The following is a 17,035-nucleotide window of genomic DNA, read 5'->3' on the forward strand; positions in this document are numbered from 1 at the left end:
TTTATGGAATAACCTACTTAGATTTATTTTTTCTCATACGATAAACGGCATAACCAATAGCCCCAACCAGAAGATAAGGTATAACCATTAAATAAACAATTCCGTCATTTACAGCCGCTGCTTTAGCTTTATTACCTTCGCCAGATAATGCAGCACGACACATGGCACACTGAGCATTTACAGGTAAGTATAAGAATAAAGACACAAGAAGAAAGAAACTCGTCTTTACAAATCTTGAAAATCGTACAGCTGCAATTTTTTTCATTTTATCTTTATTGAACATAATATGGTGAAATCATTAAGTAAACAACTACACCGGTAACTGCAACATACAACCAGATAGGAAATGTAATTTTGGCTATTTTTTTGTGCTTGTCAAATTTTGCAGCCAAAGCTCTGACATATGTTACTAAAACAAGTGGAATAATAACAATCGATAAAATTATGTGTGTAATCAAAATTAAAAAATAAACTAATCTTAAATTACCCACATTCAATTTTTCAGCAATATCTATTTCACCATCATGATTAACATCTCCAAAAATAGTGGAATCGGCCGTCATATGATAAGCAACATACATAACTAAAAAGGCAATAGAACAAGCTATTGCAGATTTCATTAAATTTTCATGAAGCACTCTTTTTCCATTTTTAATAGCCAGGACAGCCGAAACTAATAAAACAGCTGTAACGCCATTAATAGTAGCATATATTGAAGGTAAGAAACGCAAAGGGGTAACATGAATACCAAAATCTTTAAGCTTCACTTTAAAAAGTATAGCTACAGCCACTGGTATAAGTACTGATAGGATAATAATCCATTTACTATATTTTTTTTCAATCGATTTATCTTCCATTTTAATCTTTTAATAAAATATTAATATCTTGTTGAATATCTCTAACGCCTTTTTTATCTAATCCATCGTAATATAAAATTGGATTGCCAAAATCATCTTTTCTGCAACGGATAGTACCATTTTTATCTATCAAAGCAAATAACCCTGAGTGCTCAAAACCACCACTTACTTTACTATTTTCTCCCACATATAGATTAAAACCTTTATTCGCAATGTCAAAAATATAATCCTTGTCACCTGTAAGGAAATTCCAACTAGATGATTTTACTCCTAATAATTTAGCATGTGCTTTCAAAATGGCCGGCGTATCGTGAGTTGGATCAATAGTAATAGAAACAATTCCAAAATTAGGGTTTCCAAAGAAAGAGTTTTCTATGGCCAACATACTCAAATTCATCTTTGGACAAATAGAAGGACAGGTAGTAAAGAAAAATTCTAAGACATAAACTTTACCTTTATAGGTCTCATTAGTAATTTTTACATTGTCCTGATTGATTAATTCAAATTTTGGAGCAGGACCAATTTTCACTAATTTACCATCATTCTTTTTTGTCTCACCAACTTTATCCAAACGATCTCCTTTTACAATATCGTTATTTTGTATCCTATCGATTATTTTTGGCACAGCATAAATCCCAAAAAGTAAAATAATAAAGGAAATTCCTATGTATGATTTATTTTTAAGCATAAATTCTAAGAATTAAAGTTCTTTTGTAGCGTTGTGATTTTTTTTAAGTGCTGCACGATATTCATACAAAATGACTTTAAAATCATCTAACATTTCATTACTCAAATCAGCAGGATGAAATGTATTATATCCTTCTTTATATTCTTTCTTTTCTTTTCTTCCTCTAAGATTTCTTTCTTTATCTACTATATATACATTTGGAGTACCTAGATTTTCATCAAGCTTGCCAACAAGTTTAAGTTGATTGTAGTAAGCGTTGATTTCTTGGGGAGAGGCAAAAACAAAATGCCATTGACTAACATCTGTAAAAGCACCCAATGCATCGACAACCTTTTTTGTATCGCCTTCAGTGCCTAAAGGACAAACCACAACAAATTGTAAATCCTTGAAAGTATGGTATCGTTGATAAATTTTTTCATTTAGATTAAAAAAATTACCTCTGTTTTTTAAAATTTCAGAACCAGAAAATCCTAAAATGGTTATTTTATTATTCAAACTAACTTTTTCATCTTTTAAAGATTTCCATTCTCCAAAATCAGCAATTTTAGGAGTAATAACAGGTAACTTCGTAAAACTATTTATACCAGATGCAAAAAAAAGATAAGCAACAATAGGCAAAATAAAGAGTACAAAAAGGACAATATTCTTTTTCATTACAATGATAAAATTTAAAGTACAAAAATAAAAAAAGGCACGCAATGCGTACCCTTTTTTTGAATTAATATCTTGTTAAAAATTCCATTTAATCGTAGAATTCTTAAAAACCTCATAAATATAGTTCCCTTCAGTCAAAAGAATGAAAAGCAAATATAATATTAAAAAAATTACTGGTAAAACAACTGCATTTTTTAGCGTACTTTTCTCTCCTTCCATGTGCATGAAAGCCCATACAATATAATATGCTTTTACAAGTGTTAAGATTATAAACAACCAGTTTAGTAAACTCATTGACATAAAACTATTCATGTGAAGAACGTCTGGCTTAAGAATTCCAAAAATTACCTCAACAATCGTTATTACAGATAAAAGACCAAAAACTGTCCAAATTCTTTTTGTATTAGAAACATGTTCGTGTGACATAATGATAAATCTAAAATTAAACTAAGTAGAAAAACGTAAATACAAATACCCAAACTAAATCGACAAAGTGCCAGTATAACCCCACTTTTTCAACCATTTCATAACTTCCTCTTTTCTCATAAGTCCCTACAAGAACATTGAAAAATATAATGATATTAATAATGATCCCTGAAAATACGTGAAAACCGTGAAATCCTGTGATAAAGAAAAAGAAATCAGCAAATAACTTACTTCCATATTCATTGTGAGTTAAATTAGCTCCTTCTATCACTAGGCTAGCTTGACTTAATCTTAATTCTGAATCTTTTCTGGAAAGAACTGTCTTCTTCTTTTCAGCAGTTATAGTTTCAGTTCTGATTAAAAGATCAGGATGTGCTTTGAAACCTGCTTGAACTTCAGCAACTGAATAAGATGGTAAAGAAGACTCATCCATGAACCATTTCCCTTTACTTCTTGTCAATTGTTCCCTTTCTTCATGTAAAGTTGCTGCAAAATCAGCAAGTGCTACACGATAGCCCTCTTTATCAACAAACTGAAGTAAGCTACCTCCTTTTGTCTCAACAGCACCATATTCACCTTTTATAAAATTCTTCCATTCCCATGCTTGTGAACCAACGAAGATAACACCTCCGATGATTGTTAAAAACATGTAAATAATTACTTTATTTTTTTTCATTTGATGACCAGCATCAACAGCCAAAACCATTGTTACAGATGAAAAAATCAAAATAAATGTCATTAATGCTACATAATACATCGGAGCAGATACTCCGTGCATAAATGGAAAGTGAGTAAACACTTCATCGGCCAATGGCCATGTCTCAATAAATTTAAATCTAGAAAATCCATAAGCTGCTAGAAATCCAGAGAATGTTAAGGCATCCGATACGATAAAAAACCACATCATCAATTTGCCATAACTTGCTCCCATTGGCTCATTGCCGCCTCCCCAAATTTTTCCTTCACTATTTGCAGTAGTAACTGTCGCTTCCATATAAGTTATTCGTTAAAAAGTTCCCAAATTTACGTTTTTTTATTATTTAAAGAAATATAAAAATAAAAATAAATAAACCCATAGGAAATCAAGAAAGTGCCAATACATCGCACCTAGTTCAATTCCAAGAGTTTGAGTTGAATTGTATTTTTGTTTAAAATGATTATAAATTATAATTAGCAGTGAAATTAGACCACCAGCAAGGTGAGCCAGGTGTACAACTGTCACAATATATAAAAAAGTTGTCGTTATTGAACTCTCACTTCCTGTAAAATAATACCCATTTGAAACTATTTGACCAAAGCCGGCGAATTGTAAAACCACAAATAAAATTCCCAATGCTAAGGTAGACAAAAGAAATATAGTTGTCGACTTTTGATTGTCTTTTTGAATTGCTTTTTTCGCCAAATGAAAAGTAACACTACAACCAATAATTGCAACGGTACTATAAAAAAATGCGGTAGGCAATTGAAAATCCTTCAACCAATCGGCTCTAGATTTACTCACCACAAAAGCACTTGTAAGCCCTGCAAACATCATAGTCATGCTAACCATCGCAAACAGCAGTATCAACTTATATGACCGCGCTGTTCTAGATTTATGTTCGTCTGTTGTCATTGTAATCTCCATAATTATCTTAAAAATTTATCAAATATATAAACTAACTGCAACAACGTAATATAAGAAACGCTAACCAGCATCAATGTCCTCGCGGCTTTTGCCGTTCTTAATTTGTATAATTGCACTCCATAATAAAGCATCCAAAGTCCAAGCAAGAACACAATAATAGCTGCTATAGGTGTAATGAACAACTGACCTGTATAGCCCAAAACTGGCAAAAGCGAAGCTATAATAAGCCAAACCGTGTATAAAATAATCTGCAAGGCAGTTGATTTATCTTTTTTTCCCGTAGGAAGCATAAAAAAACCTGCTTTTTCATAATCTTCATATAAAAACCATCCGATAGCCCAAAAATGTGGAAACTGCCAGAAAAACTGAATTAAAAATAAGGTACCTGCTTCTATACCAAATTCTCCCGTTGCAGCAACCCATCCCAACATAAAAGGAATTGCCCCAGGAAATGCCCCCACAAAAACTGATAATGATGTCATCGTTTTCAAAGGCGTATAAACACTTGTATAAAGAAATATAGAAATTGCCCCAAACATGGCAGTTTTAGAATTGATTGTGTATAACAAAACAATGCCAATAATAGTAAGAAGGCTTGCAATAATCAATGCTGCATTAGAAGACATTCTCCCTGCCGGAACCGGGCGATTTTTTGTCCGATCCATCAAAGCATCTAAATCTTTTTCAATAACCTGATTAAAAGCATTAGAAGCACCTACCATACAATACCCACCGATCGCCAGTTTCAACAACACCACCCAGCTAAAAGAATGAATATCACTAATCCCGAGCATAAATCCCGCAATTGACGAAAACACGACGCTAACAGCGAGCCGCGCTTTGGTTATTTCGCGGAAATCAATATAAATAGACTTTAATGAAAGGGTATTTTGCGTTGCGTTCAATACTAATATTTATTTGCTTTATAAAAACTTTTGCAAAAGTAGTTTATCAAAAGGGATTTGGCAAAAAACAATTCATAAAAAAAGCTCTTTTAAAAATAAAACTAAGGCTAATAATCAAAATACCAGTTAAAAACATCGGAACGTATTCCTAAAGTAAACCAATTAGTACTTTCCGTAAAAGTAGTTGCCGTGTTCTTTGTTGGATCAAAATTTCTGTAAATATAGCTTGCAAAAAGTTTTAGATTAGTTGCTGGGTTTATCAAATATCCTGCTTGTATATCCGCAATAAAAACAGCCGTTTTATTTCCTTGACCTACTTTTACACCGCTATCCAAAGCTCTCTTTTCATCATAATCCTTATAGATATTTCCTCCGTAGTTAAAACTGTCTTCTGTAGTATCAAAATCCAATCCACGGGTACCCATCGTTATTTTTGCATCAGCAAAATACCTGTCTTTATGATATCGGGCAATTACTAAAAATTCCTTGAAATTTCCGCCCCATTGATGTCCAACACTCTGATTGTTGTGCCCATAATTGGTGATGGGATTACTATGAGAATACACATAAGGACGCACATGGTTATACTCTAATTGCAGTATTAAATTATCAACCTGAAATGCATTGTAATATTTAACACCTAGCTGATACCCAAATTTATTTTTCCAGCTATTATCCCCTTTTTTAATATCTCCAAGAGAAAATTCATCAAGAAGAAACTGTCCGTATGTATTTATCTGATCATTCCATTTGTATTTATAAGTCAACCCTAAAAGCGCATTCCCACTTCTAGCCGAGGAGGCGAATTCAACCGAACGATAAAATATAATTGGATTTACAAAATTCACATCAAATCCCCTATTATTCGTATCGGTCCAAATTACCGATTCAAAGAAACCAAGATTCAATTTATTCGACACATTCCAACTCAAATAGTGATTTGCCATAAATTTCGTAGCATACGTTCTTTCAAGAGTAACTTCTGGTCGAACATCTTTAAGCCACATATACGTATTGGTGTACTTTATTTTCCAGAAATTAGTATTGATTTTAAAATACGGATACGGACTGGCCCCGTCACTTTCTAATAAAGAGCGGTAGCCATCTCCAATAAAGTTTCTTCCATAACCCAATTGTAAATCGAAATGTTTGCTGGGCGCAAAAGTTATATTGGCTTCCGCCAATGGAAAATCATACGCATCCGTTTTAAAATCTTTGGCAATCCCCATACCCGGAATAATCGCAGGATTTCCGCCCGCTGGCCGTATAGACTCCGCATAACGATTGTAATAATCAGCAAAGCGTCCCTGGCTTTCAAAAACTGTAGTAGAGAAATTAATTTGTTTACCCAAACCACCTCGAAAATTAATTCCTCGTGTGTTTATGTAGGTGTAATTCGCTTTGGTTTGCGATGCTTTACCTACTTGCAAATCCAAAATAGGATTCAAAGTAAACCAATAACCCTCTCCCTGAATTTCAACTGTACTCTCATTCCATAATTTCCTGGCCCACCAGCCGGAAACATTTTTTTTGAGTTTGTCATTTACTGTTTTAAGGTCATAATATTTAGAAACCTCTGCATAAGTATACGGTTTTGATGCCGTATGATTATTGCTTCCCACTTGATTTAAAGAAGCATCAAACTGAGAATAATAACTATGCGAAAAAGGAATACTCAAATGGCTTTCGAACTCTGGATTATTGAATTTTTTATATACAATACTATCTAATTCTGTAAGTTGCTTTGTTTCATTTGGTAAAATTTCTGCACGAGCCAGCGCCTCCGAAGCCAATTGTTCTGGACTTTTTAAAGGGATAGCAATTGCAATTGTATATTTAGAATACGTTGGTTTCCCATTATAAGTTGATGGTTTAATCTTTGGAAACGCACCAAAAACTCGCTTAGTTTCTTTAATTAAATCCTCCTCTGTAGCATTTACATAAATTACTTTGAAAACACCATTACTATCGACTTCAAAAAGTACTTCTACATTCCCTTTGAAATTATTTTGCTTCAAATTTTCTGGAACTTCAAAATTTTGGAACACAAAATTTTGCACTTGGTAATAAAAACATTTTTCCAACTCCTTACCTTGCAAGTTTTCACAATTCAAAAAAACAGGAAATCGCTCAGCAGAAACACTCGATTGAGTCGAACTAATGTCTTGCGAATAAATAAAAAATGAATAAAATGACAAAAGCAATGTTGACAAACCTTTTTTCATGTTGTTTTCTTTGTGAATTTAATGATCAGTTTGTGAATTTTGTCCATCAGCAATTGCTTTTGCTCCCGAGGTTCCTATTCGCTTTACGCCCAATCGAATCATCTCAACAGCTTCCTCATAAGTCCTTACTCCTCCAGCTGCTTTTACCGGAAGTGGTGAAGCATTTTCCAACATCATAATAATGGTTGGAATTGTAGCCCCATTTGGCAAACCATCTACTGTTTTATAAAATCCTGTTGATGACTTTACAAAAACTGATTGGTACAATTCTTCTTTAAAATTTGAAATAACAACGTTTTTTATCAAAACGGACAATTGTATTATCTGTTTATCATCGAGAGCCGCCACTTCGATAATCCATTTTACAACCTTGTTATTTTCAAGCCCCAATAGTGTGCATTTTAAAACTTCATCTTTAACCAAATCAATATTCCCATTTTTGAATGCTTCGTAATTACAAACGAAATCCAAATCATCGGCTCCATCTTCAATCGCTTGAATTGCTTCAGAAATTTTCACATCTACACTAGACTTGCCTTCCGGAAAATCAATTACTGTACCTATCAGCAAACTTGAGTTCGCCTTAGTAATCATTTCTTTTGCCATAGAAACCATATTTGGCCGAATCATAATAAGCTTAAAATGCTCATCGATGGCTTCTTGAATAAATTTCTTAACAACAATGATATTATCAGCTTTACTAAGTCCTGCCTGTATTGCTGTTTTTAAATAAGTAGAATCTAAATATTGTTTAATATTCATTTTTCTTATGGTTATATGATATCGTTAAAATCTAATTAACAAAAATACATTTTAAATTCACATTTAATTACTATTAAGAACTACTTCGTAAAGATGCAATCTTATTTTATAAATTCTTGATTATAATAAAATAAATCATTTTTTATATAAAAAAATCCCACCGAAGTGGGATTATAATCTGTATCAAACTCTATTTAAGTTAGTGTACTTATTAAAAAACAAAATTACGCAAACAGCGAGAATCGCTCCCGATAAATTTGCTGCAACATCAAACAAATCTCCTTTTCTAGTTGTAGTAAATAACGTTTGTGCTATTTCGATTGCTATTCCAAAAAAAATGGAAAACATAAATGATAGTAACAAAGGCTTAAAAATAGTTAAACACTTTAATTGCTTCTTAAAAAAGAAAAACCAAAGCGATGTAAACACAAAATGAAAAAAGGAATGAACAACTTTATCTAGATTCGCAATATGAACAGTAGGAATATCACTTGATTTAATCAAACAAAAAAAGACTATTAACCCTGTCCAAGATAAAGCTATCCAAAAATAGAATTGTTTAGGCACCAATAAGTTCTTTGTAAGATTCACTTGAAAGCAAAGAATCAATTTCTGCTTCGTTTGCAATCTTTATTTTTATCATCCATCCAGCCCCATAAGGATCAGAATTTACACTTTCCGGTGTGTTTTCTAATTTGTCATTAAAAGCAATAATCTCACCTGACAATGGAAGAAACAAGTCAGACACAGTCTTAACTGCTTCGACAGTTCCAAAAACCTCATCTTTTTCTAAAGTCTGGTCTAAAGTTTCCACTTCAACATATACGATATCTCCTAATTCTTTTTGTGCAAAATCAGTAATTCCTACTGTTGCGATATCGCCGTCAATACTAATCCATTCGTGATCTTTAGTGTACTTTAAATTTGCTGGTATGTTCATATAAATACTAATTGATAATTATTAATTGATAATTGAATTTTAGGTGACAAATGTAACAATCTCAATTCAAATCTTGTTTAGATTTTAAAAAAATTAATTCCCAAAATTATAACGCATCGTAAATCCTGATCGAATATTTGTTAAAGGAAAAGAAGTTGATATTACTGCTCTCGAAAAGGAATGATCGTAGTAGAAAATTGCCGTCAAATTTTTACTGAATGCATAATCTGCAGTAATTTTTAAAGACCAAATATTTTGACCTCCCGCCAATTGATTGTTATCATAATCTAAATATCTAACAATCGTTTGATTGTTTCGATACGAAAGATCTCCTTTTATATTAATGTCACTTTTTATGATTCCTGTTGGATTGTCCGCCAACCTGGATGAGAAAATCACATCTTTAAATCGGTAACCAAGACCAACAACATATTCAATCCCTTTTACTTCTGTCAATAGATTATTATCAAAACTCATAGACAGCGCCCGGTCTTTCTTTATTTCGGTTAGCACTTTCAATGAACTTTTCAATTCAAAATCCATTCTAATAAGTGGACTAAATTGCTCCACTAAATTGATGTTTGACATAATTGTGCTGTTGAAAAAATTACCACTTGCATCGACACCATTTGGTGTTTTATCATATTCAAAATTAGATCTGAACGAATTAATAGTATAAGAAGCTCTATAACTGTGTTGCATAGAAAAGCGTTTAAAATTCTTTTTGAAAAAAGTATAACGCATCAATCCATTGTATTTTACAGCCCAGTTTGGTATTGGAAAATTCCTGAAAATTCCAAGTGAAACATCCGTTGCATTAGTTCCTGAATACGCCGCTAAAAAAGCTGGTAATAATACCGCTTGATTATTTTTTCCATACCCTAAAGGATATCCTTCCGCGTCTAGATTTGCCGGATTATTGATATCTATCCCGCGCTGCGTTGCCAATCGATTCGCAACTGCTAGTCTATTATTTCTAAAATCGTCAAAAGCAACAGATGCATTTTCATCACTAGTTGAGAAAGATGTTTTTATTAAGACTGTAGAAATTGAAAAAAGACCATAACTATAGGGAGATCTCGAATTATATTGTCCGTCAGTTACATCATATTGTTCTGAAAAATTTTTAGAATATGCTCTGTCCAATGACAAATCGATTTTCAAATCAGGCAACAAATCTACGTTTGCAGTAGCTTTAAATAACTTATTAGTTACTTGTGAATAGTTTTGATTAAAATCAGGGTAATTAGTAAGCCATCCGTTCTTTGCTGCTTCATATCTCACATCATCTTGGCTACCAAAAATAAATCCTAACGAGGGTCTTGACGAACCAAGGAATCCAACACTTGGCGTATATCCTGGCAATATCGTACCACTATTCTCTGTATAGTTCATCTGGATGTTTTTAACACTCGTTAAAACTCCCATCAAACCATCCACAAATTCATTGTTTTTTGCAATTTGCTGCGTATTTGTATTTACAATTTTTTCTCCCGGTTTCGGTGCAGTTGCCTTAGGTTTAGCAACTGCTTTATTTGTATTTTTTGTTAGTCCCAAATACTTATAAAGCGCATCCATATTGAATGTAGCATTCAAATTATTTGAGCTTGCATTTTGAACCGTATTTCCTAAATTATAGCTATTCCCTTCAATTTCTATTTGAGACAATGCATTAGAGGCACGTTGCCAACTGTAATCACCTGTATAAGAATAGTTGGCTTTAATAAAGCTAAATAGCGGAATTTTATTAATTGGCAACTCATAATTCACAACCAATTGTTGCATGTGCTGGTTAGGATCTCCAATATCCCAATAACTATCCCAAATTGTAAAAGTATCAATTGGTTCATTATTTTCGTTTAAATAACTTTTGACAATATTACTGGAGGAAGCCGTATAATTTAATTTTAACGATTTTGTCAAATTAAAATTAAAGCCATACTGATAATTGAAAGCAAAATTTCTTCTATACAATGGATCAAGACCAATTCCTTCAACATCAACTTGTCTAAATTGCTGACGATTGTACTGTCTGATAATATTGGTATTGAAAGATATGTTTGAAGGAAGATAATTAAAGTTGAAATCACTCAGTAATTTCCAATAATTACTTTTCTTCATAAAAGCAGTTTTCTTGAAAGGCTCTACTGGCTTAGGCTGAAAACTGTAGGCATAATCTACAGATGAATTTGCATGCTGATCCACATAATCCTCGATTTCAAAATCATGACGCTCTACTTGATTAAAAGACTGCGAAAAAGTGAAGTTTTCCGGATCATAAACGTGTTGCTTTTGTTCTGGTCTTCTTTCTTTTCTAACCCCAATAAAATTGATGCTTTGACGTTTCGTATAATCCGTAGCTCGACTTTGAATATTATCTCGTTCCTCTCTATCCGTAGTATTATCTAATAACTGTTTTAATTTAATATCTTGATTAAAAGGGTCATATTCTGGAGTAATCATTTCTTCACCAATAGCATAGTTGAACGGTAAATTAATTCCCCATTTTGGAGGTAATAATTTGCCTAAATTAACATTCGTTACAATATTATATTGTTTTGTATCCTCACGATTTCTTTCATTCGGACCTTCTTCTAATGCTCCAAAACCTATGGTGCTTTTTTTACCTGTGGCTGAAACTGTGGCAAAATCAGCAAAATTTGAATCTATATTCAACACGGCTGCCATACCGCCTTGGTTATCCATATCAGCTAAACGAAGTTCATTAAACCAAACTTCTCCTTTAACATCTTGATGGGTTTCGTTACTTTTTACACCAACCATTAATGTTCGCGCTAATCCAAAATTAGGATTTCCTTTTATACCTAATCTCAGCTTATTATTTTTATTAGCCAAAGACGGATCTAATTCCTCTTCATTTTGATAATAAATTCCATCCAGCGGAAGTGTACTCTTATCAATGCTCATTGCCTGAATTTTCAATTTAGTCAATAATGCCAATGACAGATCAATTTCATTGTCTTCTGGCCAAACTGTTTCGGCACTCAAAGCAGAACAATCAGAACTCGAAGTTGAGGAAGGAACGGTAACTTTTAATGGGATTTCAATTTGATAAAAATTCTGTGTAAAATCATTTCCAAAACGGATAAAACCTACCATTTGATTATCTCTAAGTGCAATTTCATTTGGTAAAGATTCAGCATGCAAGAACATTTTTAATTTTTTGAACTGACGCATGTCAATACTCACATTTTTAAAAACCGCTCTTGAATCTTCCGGCTCTAATCCATCACCAGATACTCTTAGAGATAATGATTGCTCATTCTGGTTGATAACGGTATTATTGTTATACAACTGTTCCCTAACTACCCCTGGAGGAGTGATATAATTTACGGGACATCTTTCATTATTTTCTTGAACATTCACTGCTAAAACATCTAAAGTAGTTTTGTCATCAGCAACATTTGTGTCATTAAAATCAAGTGTATTGGTATATCTTCTCCATTCTCCTCTCACTAAATCCAAAGCACCAAAACGAACCGTTACCAGATCATTAAAACCGGTCATGAACATTCTCATGAAACGGATTGATCTAAAATCAGAGATATTTCCGATTGTATTTTCAGGTTGGGAAACAGGAATTTTAAACTGAATCCATCTTGCATCAGTTACAGCCCCATTTGGCAATGTAACTTGTGTACTTCTTATATCAGTAATGTAATTTTCCCCAACATTCATATTAGGCTTAACATCAATACTGTATTCATAATACGCATTGATTGTATTCATGGTGTTGTCCCTATTAATATCTTCTACATCAGGAACTGTAGAAGAACCTCGATTAGGATCGTTAATATCAACTGCGGAGTTTCCATCGACACCATTATATTTTTTATATCTGTCTAAAACATTTCCTGAGGCATTCAAATAATAGGTATAATCATCTCCGGCAGGATCAGAATCAGACGCATAATTATTGTAAATACTACCTTCTTTGGCATTAGCCAAACCATCTAAACCAACATCCTGATTGGTTCTGTTATCTGCATTAGTATCAAAAGCATAAATCAAAGATTGTGATGCAGGTACATCTCCCCAAATTGACTGTGGATTGGCCAATATCTGATCTGGACCAAGTCCATTTTCATATTGTTTCCTTCCATCTTTTAATACATCCTCTGAAACTTCACCTAAATTGAAATAAACTTTACCTGTATTTGACTGCGGTATTTGACCGCTTCCTACGTATGGATCTAACACCCAAAATTGAATATATTCTACGTTTCCTTGTTCGAAATTAGTAGAATTTAATGATCTCATAATTCCCCCAAAATTACTTGCTGGTTCTATAGAAACGTTTGAACTATTATTATACGGACCTCTATCAGAAGGATAATAACTTAAATCTAATGTGTTTACAACTTGGGATTGTCCCTGTGCGATATCAGTTAAAGGGTACAACTCCTCACTAAAAATTCTTCTGGTAGTATTGAAAGACAATTCTTCATTTGTAATTCCGGATGGTTTTTGAGTATAAAATACCGGGTCAATTGAATACCAAGCCAACTTGGCTCTTTTAAATCCATAACTCAAATCGTTAGCATTGCCATTAAAATCATACGTGCTTCTGGCATTTTTCTCCGGTGTAGATGATAAACTCCAAGCATACGGGGAACGCATATCGATGGTCGATTGAGAACCTTCAAAATCATCCACATAAATAGTCGATTCTCCCTCAAAACGATCTGCTTTTGGCGAATCTGGTTTCAAAAATGCAATTTCTCCTCTTATAGAAAGGTTAGAAGGAACATCAGTATCTAAATTTGGTAATTTATTAACTAATCGGGTCAAAAGAGGAACTTCAGTAGAAAAATTAGTATTAAAACCAAAAATGGTATTATTTACAGATTCCTGACCAAAACTGGATTTTTGGGTAAAGGGCTTCTCTGTCATTTTTAAAAAAGTCGCTCCAACCAAGAAATTATCAGAAATTTTATGCTCTACATTTACGCCCATAAACCTTCTGGTTTGCTGACCAAAAATAGAATTGTTTTCCAAAGAAACTTCAATAGGTGTATTGGAAGCCTGAAGAGAAGGATCTAAAATTTGAACTCTCCCCAATTGATAATTCACACTATAGTCAATTCCTTCAACCAGAACCCTTCCTCCAGCCGTTACTACAACGGAACCTCTGGGAACATTGAAAGCTCCAATTGGTATTCCGTCACCGCCTGATGATTTGTATTTTCCTCTTAATAAAAATTTATTCTTTTCACTGTCTTGTAAAGCCCCGGATTGTGTGTTGCGATACATGTTTCTAAACACGTATTTCTTTTGATTAAGATTGTATGAATTGGTATCATTATAATTTTCTCCAGAACCCGTGTTTGATAATTTAGAAAACAAGAGTTCTCCAAATGGCTCTTTGGTAGTGAATATTATCCTTCCGTTTTGAGCGTCAATCGTCAAGCCTTGCATAAAATCAAAAAAACCATCACCCCCAGTTTGTGGGTCATTATTGTAATTCAATTTATCTAAATTAAATACTTTTAACAAAGGAGTTTCTGCCACTTTATTTTCAGGCAATGGATTCGGTGGAAAAGGGCTTCCCGGGACTTCTGTAATGTAATTTAAGGCTGAAGGATCCGTATAAAGAATATTAAATCTAAAGTCTTCCTGTTTCACTTGGTATGCCCCCGGAATCTGATAAATGTTTTTCATCATCAGGTTCCAAACCGGATTCTTGACATTGGTCAAATTACTTTTCAACATTTTCAAGATCAAACTTTGCGTAATAATTGCCTGAGTTGAATTATTACTATTTCCTGTAACAACTGTTGCATCTACTCCGTCATTACCAAATTCCCCCACTTGATAGACTTTATCCCCAATTGTATATTGATACGCTACAGCTAAAACCTCATCATTGGCTAGTCGTTGTTGCAATGAAATATACCCTAATTGTGCATTAAAAGTATATTCATTAGGATTGAGTTTTCTCGCATTTTCTAATTTAGAGTAGTCCTGACCTTCACTTACAGTAACATTAAATCCAGAACTTGAAGTAACAATTTCTCGTATGTTATTATTCAACAAACCAGTTCCTGCATTTATTTGTGCAGGATCGTAATCATTATTTGAATTATCAGAAGGAGAATTGACCGGATTATTAAAAATCCCGGTTGAAGGATCTAACACAACAATTTCATTGTCATTAATTGGATTGCCTTGTGAATCTGTTAATTGCCCTTCTCCTAAATCCTGAAGTGCAATAATATTTCTTAGATTGTTGTTTGTCGTGCTAACTCTGTTTTGCTTGTTGGTAACCCAAATTTCCAATATTGAAATCTGAACTCTACTATCAATGAAAGGATAATTTTTTAGTGATGCATCGTATTTGTTTCTAAAATATTGAGACAAGAAAAAGTGTCGGTCATTATCATAATCTAGCGCATACAAATCAAAGTCCTGAATCGTTCCGCCACCTTGAGCAATTAAACTTTTAGTTTGCGATTTTTGTTCCGAAAATATACCTGTAACTGTAGTTTTCCCAAATTGCAATTGTGTTTTTACACCAAATAAACTTTGCGCTCCTCTAATTAACGAGCTATTCAAGGGCATACTTACATTTCCAACTTCAATTTTTTGAATAATATCATCCTCCGAAGGTGCATATTCTAACTTGATTAGATTTTGAAAAGCAAAAGTAGACTGAGTATCGTAATTAGCGTTTACACTAAGTCGTGTTCCCACTTTCCCCATTAAACTCATACTTATTCTTTGATTGAAATCAAAAGAAAGATTGGATCTGTTTCTAGGAGAAAATGAAGGATTATCTTGTTTTGTATACCGCATTCCTAAATCCATTTCTATTGATCCGGTAGGTTTTACGTCAATTGTATTACTTCCAAAAATAGATTCAAAAAGCCCTGATTTTACATAATACCTTGGCAATAAATCTTTTTTGGCAGCTTCACTGCCTTCTTTTTTTCCTTCAATGGCATCTACTTTCTTCTTGAAATAATCACGCATAGATTCTTTCAAAACCAAGTTTTCATACTCTTTTGGAGTTAAAATAATAGGATAGTTAATAGAAAATCCATCTACAGAATTGGTATAAATATACCTATCCGTAACAGGATCATATGTGTAAGCAGAGAGAACACTTTGAGGATCTTTTAATTGGACTTTTCCTGTAGAGAAACCCGTTTTAATTGTATCCTGAGCGACCGGTGTTACCTGAGCTTGCGATACAAAACCACAAAATATGACTAGCAAAAAAATACAAATTTTATGCATATAATCCGTGTTTTGAGTACCTTTTATAAGTTCTTTAAAGCTTTCTTAATAATCGATTCAACAGAAGCATCTGGATCCTCTTTTACAATTTTTTCGACGATTCGTTCTGAAGTTTTTCGAACAAATCCTAAGACCTCCAAAGCAGATAACGCTTCATCTCGATTTGTATTGCTTTGCGACATAGAAACTTCGTCTAAATCATACAATTTCAATACTTTTTCTTTCAAATCAAGTATTACTCTTTGTGCCGTTTTACTACCAATTCCTTTTATAGATTGAATTGTAACCACATCAGCTGATGCAATAGCATTTGTAATTTGTTTTGGGTCTAATGATGACAACATAGTTCTGGCAATACTAGCCCCAATACCAGAAACTGATAATAATAATTTAAAAATCTCCCTTTCTGATTTTTCTACAAAACCAAATAAAGTATGCGCATCTTCTTTTATTTGAAGATGCGTATACAATTTTATAAATTCAGTATTTGGGAGTAAAGAGTAGGTATGTAAGGATATGTTTACATGATATCCTACACCTCCACAATCAATAACTACCTGTGTTGGTGTCTTTTCTACTAATTTTCCCGCTATATGTGCAATCATTTTTTATAATATATGTCTCCAAATATAATAAAATTAGCACATAATTTCGCTAAATATGTCTGTTTAAATGCTCTTTTTATCAAAGAACT

General features: G+C 33.1%; 14 protein-coding genes. All 14 read right to left on the reverse strand.

Annotation, left to right across the window (positions count from 1 at the left end; translation table 11 throughout):
• Positions 1 to 13: 13 nt before the first annotated feature.
• The 14 genes from ACM55K_RS06215 to ruvA all read right to left on the reverse strand — a co-directional run bounded on the left by ACM55K_RS06215 (position 14) and on the right by ruvA (position 16,946).
• On the reverse strand, positions 14 to 265 hold the full coding sequence (locus ACM55K_RS06215; RefSeq protein WP_416849369.1) for a hypothetical protein: 252 nt from the start codon (positions 263 to 265) through the stop codon (positions 14 to 16).
• A gap of 7 nt (positions 266 to 272) precedes the next feature.
• Complete coding sequence (locus tag ACM55K_RS06220; protein ID WP_416849370.1) at positions 273 to 857, reverse strand: DUF420 domain-containing protein; 585 nt, start codon at positions 855 to 857, stop codon at positions 273 to 275.
• Between the two features lies 1 nt (position 858).
• Complete coding sequence (locus ACM55K_RS06225; protein ID WP_416849371.1) at positions 859 to 1,545, reverse strand: SCO family protein; 687 nt, start codon at positions 1,543 to 1,545, stop codon at positions 859 to 861.
• 12 nt (positions 1,546 to 1,557) lie between these two features.
• Positions 1,558 to 2,199, reverse strand: coding sequence for a hypothetical protein (locus tag ACM55K_RS06230; RefSeq protein WP_416849372.1), 642 nt, complete (start codon positions 2,197 to 2,199; stop codon positions 1,558 to 1,560).
• A 75-nt stretch (positions 2,200 to 2,274) separates the two neighbouring features.
• Positions 2,275 to 2,625, reverse strand: a complete 351-nt coding sequence (locus ACM55K_RS06235; RefSeq protein ID WP_416849373.1) for a cytochrome C oxidase subunit IV family protein — start codon at positions 2,623 to 2,625, stop codon at positions 2,275 to 2,277.
• A 16-nt stretch (positions 2,626 to 2,641) separates the two neighbouring features.
• On the reverse strand, positions 2,642 to 3,619 hold the full coding sequence (locus tag ACM55K_RS06240; RefSeq protein WP_416849374.1) for a cytochrome c oxidase subunit 3: 978 nt from the start codon (positions 3,617 to 3,619) through the stop codon (positions 2,642 to 2,644).
• Between the two features lie 42 nt (positions 3,620 to 3,661).
• Positions 3,662 to 4,249 carry a cytochrome c oxidase subunit 3 gene (locus ACM55K_RS06245; protein ID WP_416849375.1) on the reverse strand — a complete coding sequence of 196 codons (588 nt, stop codon included), beginning with the start codon at positions 4,247 to 4,249 and terminating at the stop codon, positions 3,662 to 3,664.
• 2 nt (positions 4,250 to 4,251) lie between these two features.
• Positions 4,252 to 5,154, reverse strand: coding sequence for a heme o synthase (cyoE, locus tag ACM55K_RS06250; RefSeq protein ID WP_416849376.1), 903 nt, complete (start codon positions 5,152 to 5,154; stop codon positions 4,252 to 4,254).
• 107 nt (positions 5,155 to 5,261) lie between these two features.
• Complete coding sequence (locus ACM55K_RS06255) at positions 5,262 to 7,379, reverse strand: energy transducer TonB (protein ID WP_416849377.1); 2,118 nt, start codon at positions 7,377 to 7,379, stop codon at positions 5,262 to 5,264.
• Positions 7,380 to 7,397: 18 nt separating this feature from the next.
• Complete coding sequence (gene deoC, locus ACM55K_RS06260) at positions 7,398 to 8,141, reverse strand: deoxyribose-phosphate aldolase (RefSeq protein ID WP_416849378.1); 744 nt, start codon at positions 8,139 to 8,141, stop codon at positions 7,398 to 7,400.
• Positions 8,142 to 8,324: 183 nt separating this feature from the next.
• On the reverse strand, positions 8,325 to 8,732 hold the full coding sequence (locus ACM55K_RS06265; RefSeq protein ID WP_416849379.1) for a VanZ family protein: 408 nt from the start codon (positions 8,730 to 8,732) through the stop codon (positions 8,325 to 8,327).
• Positions 8,701 to 9,081: a glycine cleavage system protein GcvH gene (gene gcvH / locus ACM55K_RS06270; protein ID WP_416849380.1), complete on the reverse strand. Its 381-nt coding sequence runs from the start codon at positions 9,079 to 9,081 to the stop codon at positions 8,701 to 8,703. Before gcvH ends, ACM55K_RS06265 begins: the two co-directional genes overlap by 32 nt.
• 93 nt (positions 9,082 to 9,174) lie before the next feature.
• Entirely contained in the window at positions 9,175 to 16,341 is a 7,167-nt protein-coding gene (gene sov / locus ACM55K_RS06275; RefSeq protein ID WP_416849381.1) for a T9SS outer membrane translocon Sov/SprA, read from the reverse strand.
• Positions 16,342 to 16,364: 23 nt separating this feature from the next.
• Positions 16,365 to 16,946: a Holliday junction branch migration protein RuvA gene (gene ruvA / locus ACM55K_RS06280; protein ID WP_416849382.1), complete on the reverse strand. Its 582-nt coding sequence runs from the start codon at positions 16,944 to 16,946 to the stop codon at positions 16,365 to 16,367.
• Positions 16,947 to 17,035 lie beyond the last annotated feature (89 nt).

The organism is Flavobacterium arabinosi, from assembly GCF_048158725.1.
GTDB classification, from domain to species: domain Bacteria; phylum Bacteroidota; class Bacteroidia; order Flavobacteriales; family Flavobacteriaceae; genus Flavobacterium; species Flavobacterium arabinosi.